Annotated in this window: 23 protein-coding genes; 12 read left to right on the forward strand and 11 right to left on the reverse strand. The window is 58.4% G+C overall.

The features are described from left to right. Window positions 1-2: 2 nt before the first annotated feature. The 4 genes from urtD to urtA form a co-directional block, all read right to left on the reverse strand. Window positions 3-743 carry an urea ABC transporter ATP-binding protein UrtD gene (urtD, locus tag ACR0JX_RS13035; RefSeq protein WP_480544233.1) on the reverse strand — a complete coding sequence of 247 codons (741 nt, stop codon included), beginning with the start codon at window positions 741-743 and terminating at the stop codon, window positions 3-5. Next, window positions 740-1969 (reverse strand): urea ABC transporter permease subunit UrtC, encoded by a 1230-nt coding sequence (gene urtC, locus ACR0JX_RS13040; protein WP_480544234.1) that lies wholly within the window; start codon window positions 1967-1969, stop codon window positions 740-742. The genes urtD and urtC overlap by 4 nt, the downstream gene beginning before the upstream one ends. 3 nt (window positions 1970-1972) lie before the next feature. Beyond that, a complete protein-coding gene (gene urtB, locus ACR0JX_RS13045) occupies window positions 1973-3925 on the reverse strand; it encodes an urea ABC transporter permease subunit UrtB (RefSeq protein WP_480544235.1) in 1953 nt (650 codons plus the stop codon). Between the two features lie 61 nt (window positions 3926-3986). Continuing rightward, window positions 3987-5267 (reverse strand): urea ABC transporter substrate-binding protein, encoded by a 1281-nt coding sequence (gene urtA / locus ACR0JX_RS13050; protein WP_480544236.1) that lies wholly within the window; start codon window positions 5265-5267, stop codon window positions 3987-3989. Window positions 5268-5670: 403 nt separating this feature from the next. Here urtA and ACR0JX_RS13055 point away from each other — a divergent pair, with 403 nt between their 5' ends. The 9 genes from ACR0JX_RS13055 (at window position 5671) to ureG (ending at window position 11140) form a co-directional block, all read left to right on the forward strand. Next, a complete protein-coding gene (locus ACR0JX_RS13055) occupies window positions 5671-6480 on the forward strand; it encodes an urease accessory protein UreD (protein WP_480544237.1) in 810 nt (269 codons plus the stop codon). A 1-nt stretch (window position 6481) separates the two neighbouring features. Beyond that, window positions 6482-6784: an urease subunit gamma gene (locus ACR0JX_RS13060; RefSeq protein WP_480499696.1), complete on the forward strand. Its 303-nt coding sequence runs from the start codon at window positions 6482-6484 to the stop codon at window positions 6782-6784. 15 nt (window positions 6785-6799) lie between these two features. Then, window positions 6800-6961, forward strand: coding sequence for a hypothetical protein (locus ACR0JX_RS13065; RefSeq protein WP_480544238.1), 162 nt, complete (start codon window positions 6800-6802; stop codon window positions 6959-6961). Beyond that, window positions 6958-7263: an urease subunit beta gene (locus ACR0JX_RS13070; RefSeq protein ID WP_480544239.1), complete on the forward strand. Its 306-nt coding sequence runs from the start codon at window positions 6958-6960 to the stop codon at window positions 7261-7263. The genes ACR0JX_RS13065 and ACR0JX_RS13070 overlap by 4 nt, the downstream gene beginning before the upstream one ends. Continuing rightward, a complete protein-coding gene (gene ureC, locus ACR0JX_RS13075) occupies window positions 7263-9023 on the forward strand; it encodes an urease subunit alpha (protein WP_480544240.1) in 1761 nt (586 codons plus the stop codon). Before ACR0JX_RS13070 ends, ureC begins: the two co-directional genes overlap by 1 nt. 130 nt (window positions 9024-9153) lie before the next feature. Beyond that, window positions 9154-9378, forward strand: coding sequence for a DUF1127 domain-containing protein (locus ACR0JX_RS13080; protein ID WP_480544241.1), 225 nt, complete (start codon window positions 9154-9156; stop codon window positions 9376-9378). Window positions 9379-9406: 28 nt separating this feature from the next. After that, window positions 9407-9859: an urease accessory protein UreE gene (locus ACR0JX_RS13085; RefSeq protein WP_170536142.1), complete on the forward strand. Its 453-nt coding sequence runs from the start codon at window positions 9407-9409 to the stop codon at window positions 9857-9859. Then, window positions 9843-10496, forward strand: coding sequence for an urease accessory protein UreF (locus ACR0JX_RS13090; RefSeq protein ID WP_480544242.1), 654 nt, complete (start codon window positions 9843-9845; stop codon window positions 10494-10496). The genes ACR0JX_RS13085 and ACR0JX_RS13090 overlap by 17 nt, the downstream gene beginning before the upstream one ends. Beyond that, window positions 10493-11140, forward strand: a complete 648-nt coding sequence (gene ureG, locus ACR0JX_RS13095; RefSeq protein ID WP_480544243.1) for an urease accessory protein UreG — start codon at window positions 10493-10495, stop codon at window positions 11138-11140. Before ACR0JX_RS13090 ends, ureG begins: the two co-directional genes overlap by 4 nt. Before the next feature lie 143 nt (window positions 11141-11283). On the opposite strand, the gene ACR0JX_RS13100 is transcribed toward ureG, so the two are convergent. Further along, the gene (locus ACR0JX_RS13100; protein WP_480544244.1) at window positions 11284-13566 is read right to left on the reverse strand and encodes an adenosylcobalamin-dependent ribonucleoside-diphosphate reductase; all 2283 of its coding nucleotides are present in this window, start codon (window positions 13564-13566) and stop codon (window positions 11284-11286) included. 113 nt (window positions 13567-13679) lie between these two features. On the opposite strand from ACR0JX_RS13100, the gene ACR0JX_RS13105 reads away from it, so the two are divergent. After that, entirely contained in the window at window positions 13680-14111 is a 432-nt protein-coding gene (locus ACR0JX_RS13105) for a DUF1489 family protein (protein WP_480544245.1), read from the forward strand. Here the strand turns inward: ACR0JX_RS13105 and hisG are convergent, their stop codons facing one another. Genes hisG through hisS form a run of 3 tightly spaced genes read right to left on the reverse strand, consistent with a single transcriptional unit; the run spans window position 14112 to window position 17377 of the window. Then, window positions 14112-14801, reverse strand: coding sequence for an ATP phosphoribosyltransferase (gene hisG / locus ACR0JX_RS13110; RefSeq protein ID WP_480544246.1), 690 nt, complete (start codon window positions 14799-14801; stop codon window positions 14112-14114). Next, window positions 14798-15886, reverse strand: coding sequence for an ATP phosphoribosyltransferase regulatory subunit (locus ACR0JX_RS13115; protein ID WP_480544247.1), 1089 nt, complete (start codon window positions 15884-15886; stop codon window positions 14798-14800). The genes hisG and ACR0JX_RS13115 overlap by 4 nt, the downstream gene beginning before the upstream one ends. A gap of 3 nt (window positions 15887-15889) precedes the next feature. After that, window positions 15890-17377, reverse strand: a complete 1488-nt coding sequence (gene hisS, locus ACR0JX_RS13120) for a histidine--tRNA ligase (protein WP_480544248.1) — start codon at window positions 17375-17377, stop codon at window positions 15890-15892. A gap of 125 nt (window positions 17378-17502) precedes the next feature. Here hisS and ACR0JX_RS13125 point away from each other — a divergent pair, with 125 nt between their 5' ends. Both ACR0JX_RS13125 and ACR0JX_RS13130 read left to right on the forward strand, forming a co-directional pair. Further along, entirely contained in the window at window positions 17503-17697 is a 195-nt protein-coding gene (locus ACR0JX_RS13125; RefSeq protein WP_170536130.1) for a SlyX family protein, read from the forward strand. A 77-nt stretch (window positions 17698-17774) separates the two neighbouring features. Further along, window positions 17775-18533 (forward strand): SDR family NAD(P)-dependent oxidoreductase, encoded by a 759-nt coding sequence (locus ACR0JX_RS13130; protein WP_480544249.1) that lies wholly within the window; start codon window positions 17775-17777, stop codon window positions 18531-18533. 16 nt (window positions 18534-18549) lie between these two features. On the opposite strand, the gene ACR0JX_RS13135 is transcribed toward ACR0JX_RS13130, so the two are convergent. The 3 genes from ACR0JX_RS13135 to dnaE form a co-directional block, all read right to left on the reverse strand. Continuing rightward, on the reverse strand, window positions 18550-18918 hold the full coding sequence (locus ACR0JX_RS13135) for a hypothetical protein (protein ID WP_480544250.1): 369 nt from the start codon (window positions 18916-18918) through the stop codon (window positions 18550-18552). A gap of 5 nt (window positions 18919-18923) precedes the next feature. Further along, entirely contained in the window at window positions 18924-19031 is a 108-nt protein-coding gene (locus tag ACR0JX_RS13140; protein WP_480544491.1) for a hypothetical protein, read from the reverse strand. A 188-nt stretch (window positions 19032-19219) separates the two neighbouring features. Next, complete coding sequence (dnaE, locus tag ACR0JX_RS13145) at window positions 19220-22720, reverse strand: DNA polymerase III subunit alpha (RefSeq protein WP_480544251.1); 3501 nt, start codon at window positions 22718-22720, stop codon at window positions 19220-19222. Between the last annotated feature and the right edge of the window lie 197 nt (window positions 22721-22917).

Below are 22917 nucleotides of genomic sequence, written 5' to 3' on the forward strand. Positions count from 1 at the left end.
AGTTAGCGCCCCAGATAGACATCGATCACGTCCTGGTTGGATGTCACATGATCAAGACTGCCTTCAGCCAGAACCGAGCCCTCGTGCAAGACAGTGACTTTGCAGTTCAACCGCCGGACAAATTCCATGTCATGTTCAACGACCACGACGGCACGGGTTTTGGCCGCATTGACCAGAATATCGGTTGTGTGTTCGCGTTCTTGCGGCGTCATACCAGCGGCGGGTTCATCGACCAAAAGCAGATGCGGGTCCTGCGCCAGCAACATGCCAATTTCCAACCATTGCTTTTGGCCATGGCTCAGCTCACCTGACTTGCGGTCGAGGTCATGGCCCAGGCCAATTTCAGCCGCCAATTCTTCGACCTTGTGCAAGTCGTTTGCAACGGGACGATACAGCAGAACACCCAACCATCCGCGTTTGTTCTTTAATGCCATAAGCAGGTTCTCCTGCACCGTCTGATCCTCGAACACAGTCGGTTTCTGGAATTTTCTGCCAACTCCCACCTGGGCAATCTTGGCCTCGCTCATCCGCAAAAGCGAGACGGATTTCTCGCCCCAGATCACACGACCTTCGTCGGGCCGGGTTTTGCCAGTCACAATATCCATGAACGTCGTTTTCCCGGCGCCGTTTGGGCCAATGACAGCACGCAACTCCGCCTCACCGATCCGGAAGGAAAGGTTGTTGATGGCGCGAAACCCGTCGAAGGTGACAGAAACGCCGTTCACCTCAAGCAGAGTGCTCATTCCGTAGCCTCCTTTTCACGCAATGCCCCGTCATCGGGGCCAAGGGCCGCGCCGTGCCGGCCTGGGTGGTTTCGCTTGGTCCAAAGGTCAAACAAGCCTCCGATCCCTTGTGGGGCGAACAGCGTCACCAGCACAAAAGAAACGCCCAGCAGGACCTGCCACCAGTCGACCCATTTGATCGTGTAAAAGCCCAGCGAGATGTCCGGGGCCTGTCCACCGGTGAACCACGTGCTCAGCAGGCTGACGAAGGCGGCGCCAATAATTGCGCCGTACAAACGTCCGCGCCCGCCGATAGCGACCCACACGGCCAGATAGATCGAGGCGATCGGGGCCATCTCCTCGGGGTTGATAATGCCTGCTTGTGGGTAGTAGAGCGCGCCTGCGATCCCGGCGAAACAGGCGGTCAGCGTGAAGACAGTAAGTTTATAAACCTCGACAGAATACCCTAGGAACCGAACCCGCGCCTCATTGTCGCGAATGCCCCTGAGTACCGATCCGAACTTGCCCGATACGATCCACGCAGCCGTGATATAGCCCAGCCCCAGCGCCAGTGCGGATGCCCAAAGAAACCAGATCGATACCACATCCTGAGAGGCGCTAATTCCGGGTAGGTTCTGAAGGCCCGACAAGCCGTTGTTCCCGCGCAATCCACTGTCGTTCTGAAACAGATAGAGGGCCAGCGCCAGCGTCATGGCTTGAGTCAGAATCGAGAGATAAACGCCCGTAACCCGGCTGCGGAAGGCCAGCCAGCCGAAGATCAGCGCCAGAAGTCCGGGCACCAACACGACCAGCATCAGTTGCAGGGTCAGGCTATGGGAAAAGGCCCAGATCAACGGGAAGTCCGACGATCCGACCACGCCAAAAATCTGCGTTCCGATAGCGTCCACAACCTCAGCCGGGGTGGGCGGGATTTCGGCTTGCGATAGCGACTCGACCACGATCAGACGCGTGCGTTCGTACATCAGCCACATGCCGATCATGTAGCCTCCTAGCCCGAAGAAGGCGAAATGCCCCAAAGATAGGATGCCGGTAAATCCCCAGACCAGATCCATCGCTACGGCAATCAGGCACAGACACAGGGTCTTGCCCAGTGTCTTGACGAAACTGGTTGAGATCACGCCGATTCCGAACCCTTCGGACAGGATGGTCACGCCCAAGGTGAATAGGGACAGGATGGTCAGAAAGACCAGTACCGAGGGGTTCTTGGCGACAAAGCTACGTTCCATGGCTCAATCCCCCGCCGCGCGGCCCTTGAGTGCGATGATGCCCCTGGGCCGGAACTGGATGAAAATGATGATGAAGATGATCATGTAGGTTTGGGCCGCGAGGGTGTTCGACGGGTTCATCCACTCGATCCCCTTCTGCAAGAAGCCGATCATGCCGGCCCCCGCCAACGCGCCCCAGATGTTGCCGACACCGCCGACGACTACGGTCATGAAGCTTTGAACGATATAGTCGCTGCCCAGATCGGATGTGACCTTGGCGAACAGACCAATCGCAACCCCGGCAATTCCGGCGATGCCGGAACCAAGCCCAAAGGTCAGCATATTCACCCGCCCCGGATTGATCCCCATCGACCCGGCCATACGCGGGTTCTGCGTTACCGCGCGCATCTCGAGCCCGAGCCGCGTGCGCTTCATGATGTAGAGAAACAGTCCAAGAAAGATCATCGCCAGAACGAAGATCGCAATGCGGATATAGCTGATCGAGACAACATCGTTCAGCACCCATGCCCCGTCCAGCCAGCCGGGCGCGGTTAGCGGTCGCGCTTGTGTGCCGAAGATGTTCTTGGCCAATTGCTGAAGGGCGATCGAGATGCCGAACGTCGCCAGCAGGGTCTCAAGCGGGCGGGCGTAGAGCCAACGGATCACCAGCCGCTCCATCGCGACGCCCATGGCGAAGGTGACGGCAAAGGCCATCGGGATCGCCACGATGATCGAGAGCGTATGGTCAGGGATGAACTGCTGCACCACATAGCCGGTGTAGGCGCCCATCATGATGAACTCGCCATGGGCCATGTTGATCACGCCCATCACGCCGAACGTGATAGCCAGCCCGATAGCAGCGAGGAAATAGATCGACGCCAATGAGATCGCGTCCAACGTCAGGTCGAGGGTCTGGTTCAGGCCGACCTTCAGCTCGATCTGTTCCAGTGCCTTTGCGGCGGCGGCTGTGACTTCGGGTGAGGGTTCGGCATAGGTTTCAAAGAAGACATGCGTTTCCAACGCAGAATCGATGTCGGCGTCGGTGATCAAAGCTGGTGCCAGGCCGGCTTCGGCCAGAGCAGCGTAAGCCTGAGCACGCGTGGTGTCAGAGTTCAGCTGCGCGACAGGAATGCCCCCCACGCGGCCTCCGTCGATGTTGGCGACCAGTGCGGCGCGTATGTCATCGGGCGACGTGCGCGGTGCGGCAAGTTCATTGGCAACCAACAGATCATATGCCTCGTTCCGCGACAGGGCTTCCGATCCGGGGTCTAGAATAGTGGCGATATTCGCATCAGAAGGCAGATCGGTGCCCGCCTGTCGCTTCGTCACGACCAAAGGGTTCAGGGCTGCGCGGACGTCCACCCCCAAATCGTCGGACATCTCTTCAATCGCAGCGACACGTGCTGCGGTATCCTCGTCGTAGCCGATGGTCAGCAACCGCTCGAGACGTTGTTTCTGCGCTTTCAGATCGGCATCGGGCTCGTCGTCAATCGAGGCGCGCAGCGGCTCCAGCAGAGCGCCTTCGGGATCGCGTTGGATAGATGTCAAAGCAGCCAGACGTTTGGCACGATCCGGGTCGGTCAGTTGGAACTGCACCAAAGCCGTCCCGATCATCGCGCGGATGCCGCTATTGGGTTTCAACTGCTTCAGGTCGGATTTTTGATACGTGCCAACGACGTCTCCGGTGTCGAAATCGGTCAACTCATACGACCGCCCCTCGGCCTTTTTGCCTGAAAAGAACAAGCCATCCGACTTGCGCATCCACACGTCTTTGGCCGCCCATGTCTCAAGCATCACCTGCGCTTGCGGTAGACCGCTGCTGGCAATCGCATCAATCGCAGGCCCAATCGTCTTGCGCGAGCTTTTGGCGATGATCTCCTGATGCTCTTGCAGGATCGGTTGCAAACCGCCCTCTTGCGCGTTGGCCGTCAGGCAGGCGCACAGGATTGCGAGGCCCGCAAGGAATAGTCGTAACATGTGGTGAAACCCGAGGTGTCTTTAGGGCAAGGCGGGCGATGACACCCGCCTTGCGAGAAGTTTAGTAGTTCGACAGGGTCTGAACGCAGGTCTTGGTCTCGGTGTTGTACATACCGCAACCCAGCTCTTTCCAATCCGAGATCAGAACCGCCGATTCCGGCAGGAAATCGGTCCATGCGTCACCCGGCACAACGTCGGTTTCGCTGATGATATCGAACTGACCGTCTTCCTGAATCTCACCGATCAGAACCGGCTTGGCCAGGTGGTGGTTTGGCAGCATCACGGCCGTGCCACCGGTCAGGTTAGGGAATTCCTGCCCGTACATCGCGGCGCGCACGGCATCCACTTCGGTCGATCCGGCCTCGGTCGCGGCGTTTACCCACATGTTGAAGCCGATGTAATGCGCCTCCATCGGGTCATTGGTCACGCGGTCTTCACCCATGGTGGCTTTCCACGTCTCAACGAATTCGGCGTTCACGTCGGTATCTGCCGACTGGAAATAGTTCCACGCGGCCAGGTGACCGACGAGGTTGGTCGTATCCAGACCCGAGAGTTCTTCCTCACCGACCGAGAAGGCTACGACCGGGATGTCATCCGCCGAAACGCCCGCAGCCGCCAGTTCTTTATAGAACCCGATATTCGCGTCACCATTGATGGTCGAGATCACGCCCACTTTCTTACCGTCGGCGCCCAACGCAACAACGTCCGCGACGATCTTGGACCAATCGGAATGGCCGAAGGGGGTGTAGTTGACGAAGATATCCTCGTCCGCGATGCCTTTACCCTTCAGGTAGCTTTCCAGAATATTGTTGGTGGTACGCGGGTACACATAGTCAGTGCCCAGCAGCGCGAATTTCTCAACACCCAGCTCGTCCAGGAAGTAGTCAGTCGCAGGGATCGCCTGCTGGTTCGGGGCGGCACCTGTGTAGAATACGTTTTTCGAAGATTCTTCGCCCTCGTACTGAACCGGGTAGAACAGAAGGCCGTTCAGCTCTTCGATCACAGGCAGAACCGATTTCCGACTGACCGAGGTCCAGTTGCCAAAGATCACGTCCACCTCATGCACAGTCAGCAGTTCGCGCGCTTTTTCAGCAAATAGCGGCCAGTCAGACGCCGGGTCGACCACAACCGCTTCAAGCTGTTTGCCCAGCAGGCCGCCCTTGGCGTTTTGCTGGTCGATCAGCATCAGCATCGTGTCTTTCAGCGTGGTTTCCGAGATTGCCATCGTGCCGGACAGCGAATGCAGAACGCCAACCTTGATGGTCTCTTCATCCGCCAACGCAGCGGTCGCCATAGCTGCAAAAACAACCGATCCGGCAAACGTGGATTTGAGCGATTTCATGTAATCCTCCTGACGGGGCCGGGAGAGAGGGCTTGCACAGAGGCGCGCTTCTCTTCTACCTGATCCCCGCAACTGTTGTTGCGTTACGTGTGGCGGTTGTGTTCGAGGTCCAATTCGCGCAGCCGTCACACACCCTTGGTTTTTCCCAAGTGGGCACGCTTACGGTTTCTGCATTGCAGCATCATTATCAATTCGTGGATTGATCATTTCCGTAGATCAGTCCTATCTGGCTATTTTTTAATCAGTCAGGCGGCGTGAAGCCCAAAATTTAGACACCCCTTCAGGAAACGCTTCGAATTCTGACCCTTGGAATAGAGTCCCGGCGCTCAAAAGGGAAAACAGACGACACAGTTCTTTGCGTTGCAGGTCCGCTATCACACATCACGCTCCGATACCGCCCCCTATGACCGCCGCGCCGCCGCGCGCGCAGGGATCGGTTCGTCTCAGCACAAAGCGTTTGGGCAAAACCTCGGTTCTGAATGCATTTCGCCAATCCGGTTCATTCAAGTGTCTTTTCCCCCGGACAGATGGGGATGGGCTGGATGCAGTCCTTTTGAACACCGCCGGAGGGATCACCGGCGGGGATGTGTTCAAATTTCAGGGTCACGCAACCGAGGGCACGGCGCTGTCGCTTACGACACAAGCCTGCGAACGCGCCTATCAGGCTAAACCGGGGCCGCCGGGCCAGATATCAAACCTGTTGAAGGTCGATGCTGGCGCCCGGCTCACTTGGTTACCGCAAGAGACAATTTTGTTCGAAGGCAGCGCGCTCGATCGTCATCTGAATATCGATCTGACCTCGGGGGCCTCGGTTTTGATGGCAGAATCCTGGGTCTTTGGGCGCGCAGCCATGGGCGAGGTACTGACCGACATTCGCCTGCGCGACAGGATCGAAATTCGAAGGAACGGCAAACCCATCTTTCTGGATGCGATGCAGTTCAACTGCGATCTGAATGCTCATTTGGCCAGACCCAACATCGCCAACGGCGCCGGCGCAATGGCGCTGGTCGTCTTTGTTTCGTCAGCTGCCGAAGGTCAGCTGGATGCGATCCGAAAGATGCTGCCGGAAACGGTTGCGGGGGCCACGCTGGTAAAAAATGACCTGATGGTCGTCAGGATACTGGCGCCAAACAGTTTTGAGTTACGCCGCGTGCTGATCCCGATCCTGCGGCGATTGAGCGACGATACCTTACCCCGATGCTGGATGATCTGAGATGAATCTGACCCCTCGTGAAAAAGACAAGCTGCTGGTTGCCATGGCTGCCGAAATTGCCCGCAAACGGCTGGCGCGCGGCGTCAAGCTGAACCACCCCGAGGCGATTGCCCTGATCACTGACGCAGTGGTCGAAGGGGCGCGCGACGGTCGGTCCGTCGCCGATATGATGCAGGCCGGGGCCGAGGTGATCAGCCGGGCGCAATGCATGGAAGGCGTGCCCGAAATGATCCACGAAGTTCAGGTCGAGGCCACCTTTCCCGACGGCACCAAGCTGGTGACTGTCCACAACCCTATTCGCTGACAAAGGAACCCTGATATGACCCGTATGCTCTTTCCCGCCTTCATACTCGCTGGCCCTGCAGCGGCACATACCGACACGCATATTCACGCCCATGGCACGGACTATATCGCTCTGGGCGTTGGCCTGGCTCTCATCGCGCTGGCCGCCATCGCGGTGATTGCAAAGCTGAACAAATGATCCCCGGCGAGCTGTTCCCGGCCGAAGGCCAGATTACTCTGAACGCAAGCACAACGGCGCTGACGCTGATGGTGGCCAATACCGGTGACCGACCGGTTCAGGTCGGCTCGCACTATCATTTCGCCGAGACCAACCCAGCGCTCGACTTCGACCGCGCCGCCGCGCACGGGACGCGCCTGGACATCGCCCCAGGCACCGCCGTGCGGTTCGAACCGGGCCAATCGCGCGAGGTTTCGCTGATCCCGATAGGTGGTGCGCGGAAGATCTATGGGTTCAACCAAAAAGTCATGGGGTCGCTTTAATGCCCGCAACAATCCAACGCTCTGACTATGCCGCGATGTTCGGCCCCACCACAGGCGACAGGCTGCGGTTGGCTGATACCGATCTGGTGATTGAGGTCGAACGTGACCTGACCGCCGAGCGCGCCGGGGCGGCCGCGACCGGAGGGACCGGTGACAACGCGCTGCTCTACGGAGAACAGGTCAAGTTCGGCGGTGGCAAGGTGATCCGCGACGGGATGGGGCAATCTCAGGTTACGCGCGCCGCAGGGGCCGTGGATACAGTCATCACCAATGCTTTGATCGTCGACCACTCGGGCATCTACAAGGCTGATGTGGGCCTCAAAGACGGGCGCATCGAAAAGATCGGAAAGGCAGGAAACCCGGATACGCAGCCGGGCGTCGATATCATCATCGGCCCGGGAACCGAAGCCATTGCTGGCGAGGGGCGCATCCTAACAGCAGGCGGGTTCGACAGCCACATCCATTTCATCTGCCCGCAACAGATTGAGGACGCGCTGCATTCCGGCCTGACCACGATGCTGGGCGGCGGCACCGGTCCGGCGCATGGCACCTTGGCCACCACCTGCACACCCGGCCCCTGGCACATCGGACGGATGCTGCAAGCAGCAGATGCGTTTCCCATGAACCTGGCATTTGCGGGCAAAGGCAACGCCTCTCTACCCGCCGCTCTTGAGGAACAGGTCAAAGCCGGGGCTTGTGCGCTGAAACTGCACGAGGATTGGGGCACAACCCCTGCCGCCATCGACTGCTGCCTCTCGGTCGCGGATGCGATGGACGTACAGGTGATGATCCACACCGACACGCTCAATGAATCCGGCTTTGTCGAAAACACAGTGGCCGCCATGAAAGGCCGCACGATCCACGCGTTTCACACCGAAGGTGCAGGTGGGGGCCACGCACCAGATATTATCAAGATCTGCGGCGAGAACCACGTGCTGCCCTCATCCACCAACCCCACGCGCCCCTTCACCGTGAACACGGTCGAGGAACATCTGGATATGTTGATGGTTTGCCATCACCTCGACAAATCCATCCCTGAAGATGTGGCCTTTGCCGAAAGTCGCATCCGGCGCGAGACCATCGCCGCCGAGGATATCCTGCATGACATGGGCGCCTTCAGCATCATCGCCTCGGACAGCCAGGCTATGGGCCGGGTCGGAGAAGTTCTGATCCGCACCTGGCAAACAGCCGACAAAATGAAAAAGCAACGCGGCCGTCTGCCAGAAGAAACCGGCGAGAACGACAATTTGCGTGTCCGGCGTTACATCGCCAAATACACCATCAACCCCGCCATTGCGCATGGGTTAAGCCACGAGATCGGCAGTATCGAAGAAGGCAAACGCGCCGATCTGGTGCTGTGGAACCCGGCCTTCTTTGGCGTGAAGCCCGAGATGGTATTGCTGGGCGGCACCATTGCGTGTGCGCAGATGGGGGATCCCAATGCTTCGATCCCGACACCGCAGCCAGTTTACAGCCGCCCTATGTTCGGGGCTTATGGCAGGTCGGTTGAGAACTCTGCCATCACCTTCGTCTCTCAAGCGGCTCAGGCCGACGGGATTGGCGATACGCTGGGATTGGCAAAGCAAACCGTTGCCGTTCAAAACACGCGGGAGATCAGCAAACAGGATCTTCTGCTAAACAACGCGACCCCGCATGTCGAAGTCGATCCGGAAACCTACGAGGTCCGCGCGGATGGCGAGTTGCTGATCTGCCAGCCAGCCGAAAGTCTACCTATGGCACAGCGATACTTTCTATTCTGATCAATATTTGCGCTGCAATGCAGCATGTGCAACGCGGCCATGACAAAAGGCCCTCTACTCACCGAGGACGAAATGACCAAGTATGAAAACCAAGGGAGGACCAACTTAGACCAGTTTACTGGAGGTCCTGATGGCACATTCAACAACCAACCCACGCACTGGCTTTTCGATTGCTGGCTTCTTCCGCTCTGTTGGCGAGGCATTTTACAACGGGATGATAGCCTTGGCCGAAGCGCGATCACGCTCGAAGCAAATCGAGTTTCTGCAATCGCTCAGCGACGAAGCTTTGAAAAAGCGCGGCATCTCTCGCGACCAAATCGTGTATCACGTCTTTTCGGACTCCGTCTGGCGCTGAACACCGCAACTGCAGATGGGGCGTTGCTATGACCGCCCTGTTCTGCACTGCCCACCGATATTCGGATCATCTTCACGGTGATCCCACTGATGAACTGTCGCTAACATATGACGACAGGTTCTTGCGCCGTAAAATGCTGACCTGCGAAAGCGGTATGCAAGTTCTGGTGGATCTGGCACAGACCACCTCTCTGAACCATGGCGGCGCGCTGGTTCTGGACGATGGTCGCCAAGTGAAAATACAGGCGGCACCCGAAGCCCTGCTGGAGGTTACAGCCCCGGACCTGGCGCGCATTGCATGGCATATTGGCAATCGCCATACACCCTGTCAGATCGAAGCCGAACGTCTGCTGATCCAGATCGATCACGTTATCCGCGACATGTTGCTGAAAATCGGCGCAACGGTGCGAGAAGTGCGAGAACCCTTCACACCCGAAGGCGGCGCCTATGGTCATGGCAGGACACATGGCCACGCCCACTGACGCCGATATCCTGACGCTGACCCAATGGCTATCCCCGGCCTATCCGGTAGGCGGCTTTGCCTATTCGCATGGGTTGGAGTCCGCTATCGACGCTGGCACCGTTGCATCTGTGCAGGATGCCAAGGCCTGGATTTGGGATGTGCTGGAACATGGGTCCGGTTGGAACGATGCCTTGTTCCTTTTGGCGGCCTACAACGCGCAAGACGTCGACGCGTTGGGTGATATCGATTCGATGGCCCGGGCCTTTTGCGCATCGTCCGAACGGGTCATGGAAACCGATCTGCTGGGTCAGTCGTTCGGGCAAGTAACAGGGGACGTGTGGGCAGTAGAGCTTACCCGACTCTCCTACCCTGTCGCGGTTGGACGCGCCGCACATTTGCAGGGTCTGCCGATCCTGCTAACGGCCAAAATGTTTCTGCAGGCTTTCGCCAGTAATCTGGTCGCTTGCGCGACGCGGCTGGTGCCTCTGGGTCAGACGGATGCACAAAAGCTGATCCGCGACCTGACACCACTTTGTGAACAGATCGCCCAGAATGCATACTTGGCTGGCTTGGACCAGCTGACCTCAACCGCGTTTCTGTCGGACATCGCGTCGATGACACATGAAACCCAATATTCAAGGATGTTTCGCACATGACACAGATGAACGGCCCTTTGCGCGTCGGGATCGGCGGCCCTGTTGGCGCTGGCAAGACCACTTTGACCGCCGCCCTATCCGAAGCGCTGCGTGATGTCTGTTCAATCGGCGTCATCACCAATGACATCTACACTCAGGAAGATGCCGAAGCGCTGATGCGCATGCAGGTCTTGCCACGGGATCGGATCATCGGTGTTGAAACAGGAGGTTGCCCGCATACAGCGATCCGCGAGGATGCCTCGATCAATCTGGCGGCCGTTGCCGAAATGCGAACGCGTCATCCTGATCTCGACGTGGTTTTGATCGAAAGCGGTGGCGACAATCTCTCAGCCACGTTCAGCCCGGAGCTTGCAGATCTGACCATTTATGTCATCGACGTTGCCGCTGGCGAGGAGATCCCCCGCAAAGGAGGTCCCGCGATTACAAAGTCAGACATCTTGGTGATCAATAAAACCGACCTTGCACCTCATGTTGGCGCGTCGCTGGACGTAATGGAGCGGGATGCCGACAGAATGCGCAACGGGCGGCCATTTTTATTCTCATCACTTCGTCACAGGCAAGGAGTGGACGCAATAGTCGATCATTTGGTCAAGATCGGCGGATTGAGGACAACTGAATCGCAAGATATCTCGCTGCCTGCCTGAGAAGGATTGGTCCCTGCGAGAGATTCAAACAGCTTTTGAAGAACGCTGCCGCCGTTTCTGATAACCACCCGCTAAGACAGTCTTATTGGGCCGCTTAGCTCATGTCGCGTGACACGTCGCTCGATGGTTGGCTTCTGCACAGCCTATCCGCATTTGGAGTGCCCGCAACTTCTGCAGGTCATGCACCCCTCAATCATCACCATGTCAAACTGCCCGCAAGAAGGGCAGGCCTTGCCGCGTGGGGCATCCATGTTGACAACCTGCGCCTGAGGGTCGGATTTCAGCCCCATCCCCTCGCCTTCCAGAAAGCCGATATTAACCATATGCTGTTCGATGACACCGCCAATAGCGGCCAAAATCGAAGGGATATACTTGCCTTTCACCCAGGCCCCGCCACGGGGATCGAAGACGGCCTTTAACTCTTCCACAACGAATGACACATCCCCGCCTCGGCGGAACACGGCCGAGATCATTCGAGTCAGGGCAAGGGTCCAGGCGTAGTGCTCCATATTCTTCGAGTTGATGAACACCTCAAACGGCCGGCGACGCCCAGCGATTACGATATCGTTGATCGTCAGATAGATCGCGTGTTCGCTGTCGGGCCATTTTAGCTTGTAGGTCGACCCTTCCAGAGATTGCGGGCGGTCCAGTGGCTCGGACATGTAAATCACATCGCCGCCATCCACCTCATGCGGTGCGCTGGCGCTTTCACCCGGTGCAGTGTCTTCGCTCTCGGAAACGGTAAGAACCGAGCCAGTCACATCGTTGGGTCGATAGGTAGTGCAGCCTTTGCAACCCTGATCCCAGGCCTGCATGTAGACGTCCTTAAAGGCGTCAAAGCTGATATCTTGCGGGCAGTTGATCGTCTTGGAAATTGAACTGTCGATCCATTTCTGCGCCGCCGCCTGCATTTTCACATGATCAGACGGCGACAGAGTCTGCGCGTTGACGAAGTAATCCGGCAGTTCGGTATCACCAAACTTGTCGCGCCACATCTGGACGGCATAATCCACCACTTCTTCCTCGGTGCGTGAGCCATCTTTCTGCAGCACCTTGCGGGTGTAGGCATAGGCAAAGACCGGTTCGATCCCTGACGACACGTTGCCAGCGTAAAGAGAAATCGTCCCCGTCGGCGCGATCGAGGTCAGCAGCGCGTTTCGGATACCGTGTTCGCGGATCGCATCCCGCACATCTGCGTCCATCTGCAGCATCGTGCCACTGGACAGATACTTCTCAGCATCGAACAAGGGGAAGGCCCCTTTTTCCTTTGCCAAATCCACTGACGCCAGATACGCGGCGCGGGCGATCGCGTGCAACCAGCGTTCGGTCTGACGCGCCGCCTCGTCCGAGCCATAGCGCAGGCCCAGCATCAACAGTGCATCGGCCAGCCCGGTGACGCCCAATCCGATGCGGCGTTTATCCTGCGCTTCAGCCTCTTGCTCGACCAATGGAAACTTCGATGCGTCCACCACGTTGTCCATCATGCGGACAGCGGTGGCGACCAACTCTTGCAGGGCCGCTTCATCCAGATGCGCCGCCCCCTCAAACGGCTCTGCAACCAATCGGGCCAGATTGATCGAACCCAGCAGGCACGCACCGTAGGGCGGCAGAGGCTGTTCACCACAGGGGTTGGTCGCGGCGATGGTTTCGACATAGCTGAGGTTATTGGCCTGATTGATCCGGTCGATGAAGATGACACCAGGCTCGGCATAGTCATAGGTGGCCTGCATGATCTTGTTCCACAGATCACGCGCTTGCACGGTATGATAGACCTTGCCATCGAACACCAACTCCCATGGTCCATCGGTCTTGACGGCTTCCATGAAGGGATCAGTCACCAGAACGGACATGTTGAACATGCGCAAGCGCGCGGGGTCAGATTTGGCGGTGATGAACTGCTCAATATCCGGATGATCGCAGCGCATGGTGGCCATCATCGCCCCGCGGCGCGAGCCTGCAGACATGATGGTCCGACACATAGCATCCCAGACATCCATGAATGACAGTGGGCCAGAGGCATCCGCAGCCACCCCATGCACATCCGCGCCACGCGGGCGAATGGTCGAGAAATCGTACCCGATCCCGCCACCCTGCTGCATGGTCAGGGCCGCCTCTCTCAGCATGTCGAAGATACCGCCCATGCTGTCCGGTATCGTGCCCATGACAAAGCAGTTGAACAGGGTCACCTGACGCGCGGTGCCTGCCCCAGCAGTGATGCGGCCGGCGGGCAGATATTTAAAGTCCTCCAACGCCTCGTAGAACTTGCCTTCCCATTGCGCGGGGTCTTTTTCCACCCGGGCCAGATCGCGGGCGATGCGCCGCCAGCTGTCTTCGACCGTCTGATCGATGGGCGTGCCATCCGCTTGTTTAAAGCGGTATTTCATATCCCAGATTTGCTCGGCGATGGGGGCGGCAAAGCGGCTCATTGGTGATTCCCTATCTGAAAGAGGTATTCAGAGTACCATCCACAACACCTTGATGACAATCGTACATGAGCTACAATGGCTTGATAGTCGATGGACGACTCTGTGGGCAAGCTGTGGATAAATACGTTAACCTCATCAAACTTTCGGTCGGGTCGGAGAGTGTCGACACGTTGATCGCGTGGCAGGACAGTCGCAAACCGCTGTATGAGGATGGCTGCCCGCGCCATGTCACCCGAATGTGGCCCAAGCGCGAAGCCGAGATTCTGAACGGTGGGTCCATCTACTGGGTCATCAAGGGTGTCGTTCAGTGCCGCCAACGTATCCTTCGGCTGGATGAAGTGCGCGGCGAGGATGGTATCCGTCGCTGCGCCATAGTGCTGGACCCCGAGCTACATCGCACCCAAAACGCCCTGAAACGTCCGTTTCAAGGCTGGCGTTATCTCAAACCGGAAGACACACCCGCCGACCTACCCAAAAACCGCGCGCAGGAGGACGCCCTGCCCGACGATCTGAACCGCGCGCTCGCTGAAATCGGCGTTCTGTAGCTACTGCAACCGCTCCAGCAATTCGCTCAGAACCGCTTTGTCGGCCGCATCAAGCTTGGCCACTCGGCTGCGCCACAACGTCGCCTGCGATTGCAAGATCAGCCCATCCGACAGAACCTTGAGGTGGTTGGCCCGCAGTGTTTCTCCGGTGGAGGTTATATCGGCGATTGCTTCCGCGGTTTCGTTCATCACCGTGCCTTCGGTCGCGCCCTGACTATCAACCAGAGTGTAATCCGCGACGCCCGCATCGGTCAGAAACTCGCGCACCAGCCGGTGGAACTTGGTGGCAATCCGCAGCCGGTGGCCATGCACTTTGCGGAATGCGGCTGCCGCCGCGTCCAGATCATCCAACGTATCTACATCGACCCAGCAGGCAGGCGTCGCAATGATCAGATCGGCCCGGCCAAAGCCCAGCGCTGAAACCTCGGCAACCTGCTGTTCCCAGCGCGGCAGCTTTTCTTGCACCAGATCGTTGCCGGTCACGCCTAGATGAATACGGCCCGAAGCCAGTTCGCGCGGGATTTCACCGGCAGAGAGTAGGATCAGAGAAACCCCTTCGATGCCGCCCACCGTTCCGGCATATTCCCGATCCGATCCACTGCGCGACAGGGCAATGCCACGCTTTTTGAACCACGAGAATGTCTTGTCCATCAACCGGCCCTTCGAGGGAACGCCCAGCTTCACACTCATTGCGCGGCCCCCTCGATTTCCAGCATCAGGTCGGGTCGGATCACGCCACCAATCGCTGGAATTTCAGACCCGTCACCCAATTGCCGTGTCAGCGCATCATAGCGCCCGCCCGTGGCAATCGGCGGCAGATCAGGTCGACCCTCGGCATAGAAGCCAAAAACAAACCCATCGTAGTATTCCATCGATGTCCGGCCATAGGACGCCTCGAAATCCAGCCGTTCGACATCCACGCCGCGCGCCTGCAGGGCTGCAATCCGCACCTCAAGTCGGTCCAGCGCCGGGGTGATCTGCGGCAGATCGACCGCCACATCCCGCAGCTGTTCCAGCGCGAAGGGCATCGTCTCGCGTACATTCAACAAGGTCTCCAGCCCGACCAACTCATTGTCAGAAATGGGCGGGGTATCGCGATCCTCGCGCAGCGCTTCGATCCGTTCGGCAATCTCAGGCGCTCGGCGCTTTCCGATCATCGGAAAATCGAACGACAGCGGGTCAGTGGAATCTAGCAGAGCATCGCGCCCTTCAGACCCAGACTTGCGGCCCGCGTACCGATCCAGCAGAGCGCGGAACCGGCGCGGCCGCCACAGATGGCGCATCAACGCAGCCTTTCGCCGATCAGTTGTGCGCAGCCCTTCGACAGCGGCAATCAGTATCCCGATATCCCCGGTGGCAGCCCGCAAAGGCAACCCGCGCAATTGCAAAGCGATAAGCGAGAACACCTCGGCATCCGCCCCGGCCGGATCGTTGCGGTCAAACACCTCATAGCCGACCTGAATATATTCATTGGATCGATCCGGATCGTGTTCCTGCCTGCGAAACACTTCACCCGAATAGGTATACCGCGCAGGTTCAGCGCCGTCGCGCATGTGCATTTGCACCACCGGCAAGGTAAAGTCCGGGCGCAACATCTGTTCGCCCCGCAGCGCATCCGAAGTGATGTAAGCGCGTCCGCGAATATCCTCACCGTAAAGGTCCAGCAGCGTGTCTGCCGGTTGCAACAGAGGCGTATCCACCACCTGAGCGCCCGCAGCCTCAAAACGGACACGCATCATCGCAGCGCGGGCCTGTATCTGGGAACGGTTGGCCATGGGTCAGTCCTGACTGTCCAAAATTTCACGCACCTTGGCGACCAGATCAGTACGCGGCACTTCGAACTGGCTGGGCCTTTCTTTCCATTCCTCAAGCGTGGCGCTTTCGGCGATCTTGGCCCCGAGGATCAGGTCCTTGATCTGGACGATCCCATTGGCCTTTTCGTCGCCACCTTCGATCACTGCAATCGGAGAGTTCCGCTTGTCCGCATACTTTAGCTGATTGCCGAAGTTCTTGGGGTTGCCCAGGTAGACTTCGGCCCGGATACCCGCGTTGCGCAGCTCGGCAACCATCGCCTGATAGTCGGCCATGCGGTCACGATCCATGACGGTTACGACCACGGGACCGGTGGCCTGCGCACTTATCCGACCCTTCTCACGCAGAGCGGCCAGCAGACGGTCGACGCCGATAGAGATACCGGTCGCAGGCACTTCCTGTCCGGTGAACCGCTTGACCAGGTCGTCATAGCGCCCGCCGCCTGCAACTGACCCGAATTGGCGCTTTCGACCTTTCTCGTCGAAAATCTCGAAGGTCAGTTCAGCTTCGTAGACCGGACCTGTGTAATAGCCGAGACCGCGTACGACCGAAGGATCGATCACGATGCGATCACGTCCGTAGCCACCTGCATCCAGCAGCGCACCAATCTGTTCCAGTTCGGCAATACCGTCTGCACCGATCGTGCTGTCGCCTACAGCGGCGCGCAAGTTGGCCAGCGTACCGGATGTATCTTCAGCTTTGGACGTCAGGAAGGCAATGACCGGCTCAGCCTGGTCTTCGCTGAGACCTACACCATCAATAAACGCACCAGAGGCATCCAGTCGCCCTTTGGTCAGCAGCTCGCGGACGCCCGCCTCCCCCACCTTGTCGAACTTGTCGATGGTGCGCAGGACATTGTCGCGGGCAGTAACATCTTCGCCCAATCCCATCGCCTCCAGCACACCGTTCAGCACCTTGCGATTGTTCACGCGCACCAGATAGTCGCCGCGCGGGATGCCGACTTCTTCCAACGTATCCGACAGCATCGCACAGATCTCGGCGTCGGCAGCCATCGAGGCCGTGCCAACCGTATCCGCATCGCACTGATAAAACTGACGATACCGCCCCGGCCCCGGCTTTTCGTTGCGCCAAACCGGACCCATCGCATAGCGGCGATAAGGCGTCGGCAGGTCGTTACGGTGCTGCGCATAGACGCGGGCCAAAGGCGCGGTCAGGTCATAGCGCAGAGCCATCCAATCGCCATTGCCGCCTTCGTCGACTTCCTGCCACGCGAAGACGCCTTCGTTCGGACGGTCCACGTCGGGCAGGAACTTGCCCAGCGCCTCAACCGTCTCAACCGCGCTGCTCTCCAAGGCGTCGAACCCGTAACGATGGTACACGCCCGCAATCGTCCGCAGCATCTCGGTGCGCTGCGTGACTTCCTCGCCGAAATAGTCACGGAACCCTTTTGGCGTTACGGCCTTGGGGCGGGGCTGTTTCTTGGGCTTGGCCATGTGGGGCGTCCTTGGGGCATAGTGTTCCGCGCGCGGTCTATCTCATGGCCCGCATCGGGGCAAGGCGGGGTTTCGCTGGCATTGGGTCTTGCGGAGGGCTATGACCAACCCCGAAGGAGACCACAATGCAGCATCTGGAAGAACAGATCGCCCATCTGTCGCGCACGGTTGAGGAGTTGAATACGGTTGTCACCCGGCAGCAAAGCGAGATCGACCGCCTGACAAGACGGGTTGAGATGCTGTTACAGCGCGAGGCGGAACGAGCACAGGAAGGCTCGGGTGGGGTCGTGTTCGGAGATGAGCGGCCCCCGCATTATTGACCCTTGATTGAGCGTCAAACAGTGCGCTTGCCCACATCCCAATGAACCCGCCGCGCTTCACTGACAGGAGAGACCCCATGGTACAGAAACTCGCGTTGGTAACGGGTGCCGCACGTGGCATCGGTCTGGCAACCACCAAACTGTTTCTGGCGGACGGGTGGAATGTTGCGATGATCGACCGGGACGCAGAAACATTGGCTCTGGCAGCACGCGATCTTGAGGGCGCAATGCCCATTGTTGCCGATATTTCGGACCCCGATCAGGTCGACGATATGATACAAACCGTCATGGCGGAATTCGGTCGAATAGACGCCGTGGTGAATAATGCCGGGGTTGCGGATTTCGGACCGATCGAACAACACGGCTTTGAGATGTGGCGCCGGGTTATGGAAACAAATCTGGACGGGGTCTTTTTGGTGTCTCAGGCCGCGATACCCGCACTGAAAGAAAGTCGAGGCGCAATCGTCAACATCGCGTCAATCTCGGGCCTGCGGGCCAGCACCCTGCGCGTTGCTTACGGAACCTCAAAGGCCGGCGTGATCCATCTGACCAAGCAGCAAGCCGCTGAATTGGGCGAATATGGCATTCGCGCCAACTGCGTCTGTCCCGGTCCGGTCCGCACCAAGCTTGCCATGGCCGTTCACACGCCCGAAATCATCGCTGCCTATCATGACGCCATACCACTGAACCGCTACGGCTCGGAAGACGAGATCGCGCAGGTGATCTTTTTCCTATGCTCAGACAGAGCCAGCTATGTGACAGGTCAAGTGATTGCATCAGATGGTGGCTTCGACAGTACAGGCGTCGGCTTGCCTGCCTTACGAGCGACCGACTGAACGGCCGGCCCCAAGTTTACAACCCCAACGTCGTTTTTACCGCATTGTCGACCACACCGCCGAGCAAAGCATCCTTATCCTCGGCACATCCTTCTCTCAAAGCAGCAATGAACGTCTCTCGCAGCTGGGCTTTGTCCTCATCCGAACCGGCGTGATCATTGATATCGATCTGACGGTTATAGATCGACAGAGCTGTCATCTTTTCGACGATCCCATAGATAATCGTCTCATCGCCATCCGCCTCTTCCACCACAGTGGCGCAGGTGTGATACATCAGAGGCAGCGCATCCTGCACCATCTGTTCCGCGGCTTCGTCGGCAAGGGTCATAGACGGCAAAGACAAGCAAAAGCTGGCCAACACGTACTTTGATAGGTTCAAACGCATAGCTCTCATTTCCAGTTATGCCCGATGAAGGCCCCGGCCACGCCACCAATCGCCGCGCCCTTGCCATCACCCAGCAACGCGCCAACGCCCGCGCCGATCAAGGCGCCTTCGATGGTGTTCTTTTTCTACTTATCATCCGCCACTGCCGTCGAAGCCAGCGCCAGCGACGCCACAACTGCCAGTGCAAGTGATCGAATCATCAGGCCTGAAACCGCCATGAGGATGCCCTCCTGTATAACTTCAAAATCAATCTGCAATTCAGCCTAGCGGGGCGGGTCTTCTCTGGCAACAAAAGCCGAGGTCAGAATTCCTCGACTGACATCACGCCTTCCAGGGATTTGATCGCGCCTTTGATCTGTGGATTGATCGGGAAAACCTGCCCCAGGTCCATTTCAACTTCGCCCGGCAGGCCGGGATCCAGAAGGCACAGTTGAATTGGCCCCTTCGTGGCCCCTTTGGCTGCGCTTGCTGCATCCTCAAGCACTTTGGCAACAGTGGGCAACACCTGAGGCTGATCCACGAAGATACGCAACCCGGTTGCACCAGCATCGGCCACGACAGAGTCGACTGGCCCAACAGACCTGCCCAGCAGCTTCAACTGATCGGCCTCCATCGTCGCTTCGGCTGTCAGCACCACTTGCGCCCCGGTTTCCAGAAACTCGCGACATTTTTCCAGCGTGTCTGAAAACAGCGTAACCTCGTAGGCTCCGGTCGGATCGGAGAGTTGAGCAAAGGCAAAGCGATTGCCGCGCGCAGACTTCCGTTCCTGCCGCCCGGCAACGACACCGGCCATCTTGGCGATCAACGGCCCCGAACGCGCCTTTTCAGCGACCTCGTCCAAGGTCAACACCTGCTTGCGCTTCAAAGCAGGCATATAGTCATCCAGCGGATGGCCCGAAAGGTAGAAGCCAATCGCCTTGAATTCTTCACTCAAGCGTTCCGCAGGCAACCAATCCGGCGTCGGGGACAGGCGCGGTTCGGGCAAGTCATCCCCCGCCTCGCCAAACAACGACACCTGGTTCGAGTTCTTCTGTTCGTGGATCGCCGCTGAGTACTGCACCAGCGGGTCGAGGCTTTCGAACACGCGGCGGCGGTTTTTATCAAGCTCATCGAAGGCCCCGGCGCGCGCCAGCATTTCAAGCGGGCGTTTGCCAACCCGTTTCAGATCGACCCGACGCGCAAAATCAAACAGGTTCACGAACGGTTTCTCGCGCCGCCCTTCGACCACCAAGTTCATCGCCTCGACGCCCACGTTTTTCAACGCGCCCAGCGCATACACCAAATGCCCATCCACAACATCGAAGGTCGACTGAGACCGATTCACGCAGGGCGGCACATAAGGCAGTTCCAACCCCTTGCGGACCTCTTCGAAATAGACGGCCAGTTTATCGGTCAGATGGATATCGCAGTTCATGACACCGGCCATGAACTCAACCGGATGGTTCGCCTTCAGCCAGCCTGTCTGATAGCTGACCACCGCATAGGCGGCGGCGTGGGATTTGTTGAAGCCATAGTTGGCAAACTTGTCCAGCAGGTTCCAAACCTCGGTCGCCTTGGCCTCATCCACGTTATTCTCGGCGGCACCTTTGAGGAATTTGGGCCGCTCAGCGTCCATCGCCTCTTGAATTTTCTTGCCCATCGCGCGCCGCAACAAGTCCGCGCCGCCAAGGCTGTAACCCGCCATTTCCTGCGCGATCTGCATCACCTGTTCCTGGTAGACGATGATGCCTTGGGTTTCGTCCAGGATATGATCAATCGACGGGTGCAGCGTGTCCCGTTCACTGAGTTTGTTCTTGACCTCACAGAACTTGGGGATGTTCTCCATCGGGCCAGGGCGATACAGCGCGACAAGGGCGATGATGTCCTCGATACAGTCCGGTTTCATCCGCTTCAGCGCGTCCATCATGCCCGAGGATTCCACCTGGAACACCGCCACCGTCTTGGCTGCGGAGTAGAGCTTGTACGTCGCCTCATCATCCAGCGGGATCGCGTTGATCTGATTCACGGCTCCTTCCGCCGGCTCGTACAATTCCGTGCCATCCGGCGCGATGTGCAAATCCCGCCCGGATTTGAAGATCAAATCCATCGCGTTCTGGATCACGGTCAGCGTTTTCAAACCCAGAAAGTCAAACTTCACCAGCCCGGCCTGTTCCACCCATTTCATGTTGAATTGGGTGGCCGGCATATCCGAACGCGGATCCTGATAAAGCGGCACCAGCGCGTCCAAAGACCGATCTCCGATCACGACCCCCGCAGCGTGGGTCGAGGCGTTGCGCAAAAGCCCTTCGACCTGCTGGCCGTAATTCAGCAGGCGGTCCACGACCTCCTCGCTGCGCGCCTCTTCGCGCAGGCGGGGTTCGTCTTTCAGCGCCTTTTCGATCGAGACGGGTTTGACCCCTTCAACCGGGATCATCTTGGACAGGCGGTCGACCTGCCCATAAGGCATCTGCAGCACCCGCCCGATATCGCGCACAGCGGCCTTGGACAGCAGCGCACCAAAAGTGATGATCTGCCCCACCTTGTCGCGGCCGTATTTCTGCTGCACATAGCGGATCACCTCTTCACGTCGGTCCATGCAGAAGTCGATATCGAAGTCGGGCATCGAGACCCGCTCGGGGTTCAAGAACCGCTCGAACAGCAGTGAATAGCGCAGCGGGTCAAGGTCGGTGATCGTCAACGCATAAGCCACGAGCGATCCAGCACCCGAGCCCCGCCCTGGTCCCACCGGAATGTCCTGGTCCTTGGCCCATTGGATGAAATCTGCAACGATTAGGAAGTAGCCCGGAAAACCCATGCCTTCGATGATGTCCAACTCGAAATCCAGCCGTTCCTGATATTCCTCAGGCGTCACCGCATGGGGGATCACGGCCAGACGTTTCTGCAAACCCTCATTGGCAATGCGGCGCAGTTCGGCCACTTCATCATCCGCGAATTTCGGCAGGATTGGATCGCGGCGATAGGCCATAAAGGCGCAACGGCACGCGATCTCGACCGTGTTCTCGATGGCCTCAGGAAGGTCGGCGAACAAGGTCGCCATCTCCTGCTGCGATTTGAAGTAATGCTGCGCGGTCAGTCGGCGGCGACCATCCTGCTGATCGACATAAGCGCCCTCGGCGATACAGATCAGCGCATCATGCGCCTCATACATATCCGAAGTCGGGAAATAGACATCATTGGTGGCGACCAAGGGCAGATTTTTGGCATAGGCCATTTCCACGTGACCACGTTCGGTCAGGCGCTCGGCCTCGGGTTGGCCGTCCTCGCCGGGATGGCGCTGTAATTCGACATACAAACGGCCGGGGAACATCCCCGCAAGCCGGTCTACCAGTACCTCAGCCGCAGGGCGCTGCCCTTGCTGCAACAGCCTGCCCACCGGCCCTTCAGGGCCACCGGTCAGGCAGATCAGGCCATCAGCCCGCTCTGCCAGCTCGTCCAACGTCACTTGTGGCAACTGCCCGCCCTTGTCCACGTATAGACAAGAACTGAGCTTCATCAGGTTCTCATACCCCGCTTCGGATTGCGCCAGCAGCACCAGCGGTGCAGGCGCCTTGGGCTTTTCGCCTGGCTGCGCCTGAAGATAGGTCAGATCGACCTGACAGCCCATGATCGGCTGTATCCCGGCCCCGCTGGCCGAGACCGAGAACTCCAAAGCCGAGAACATGCTGTTCGTGTCAGTGACGGCGACCGCGGGCATCTCCATTTTCTCGCACAAGGCGGGCAGCTTTTTCAGCCGCACGGCCCCTTCCAGCAGAGAATATTCGGTGTGAACGCGGAGATGAATGAATCGAGGGGTACTGCTCATACCCTCTACGCTATCGCAGCCAGCAGTCGCACAAAAGCGGGAACCGACGCTTTGGGATGCCTAAAAAATCAGCGCGGATTATTCGGCTTTTTCAGAAGGTGCTTCGGGGATGGCGACAAGTTAAGCGCAGAAAACGGTTTAATATCAACGGTCTGAACACTACTGAGCACCGATGTTTTCACACTGTTCGGCTGCAA

Source organism: Ruegeria sp. AH7, assembly GCF_056541325.1.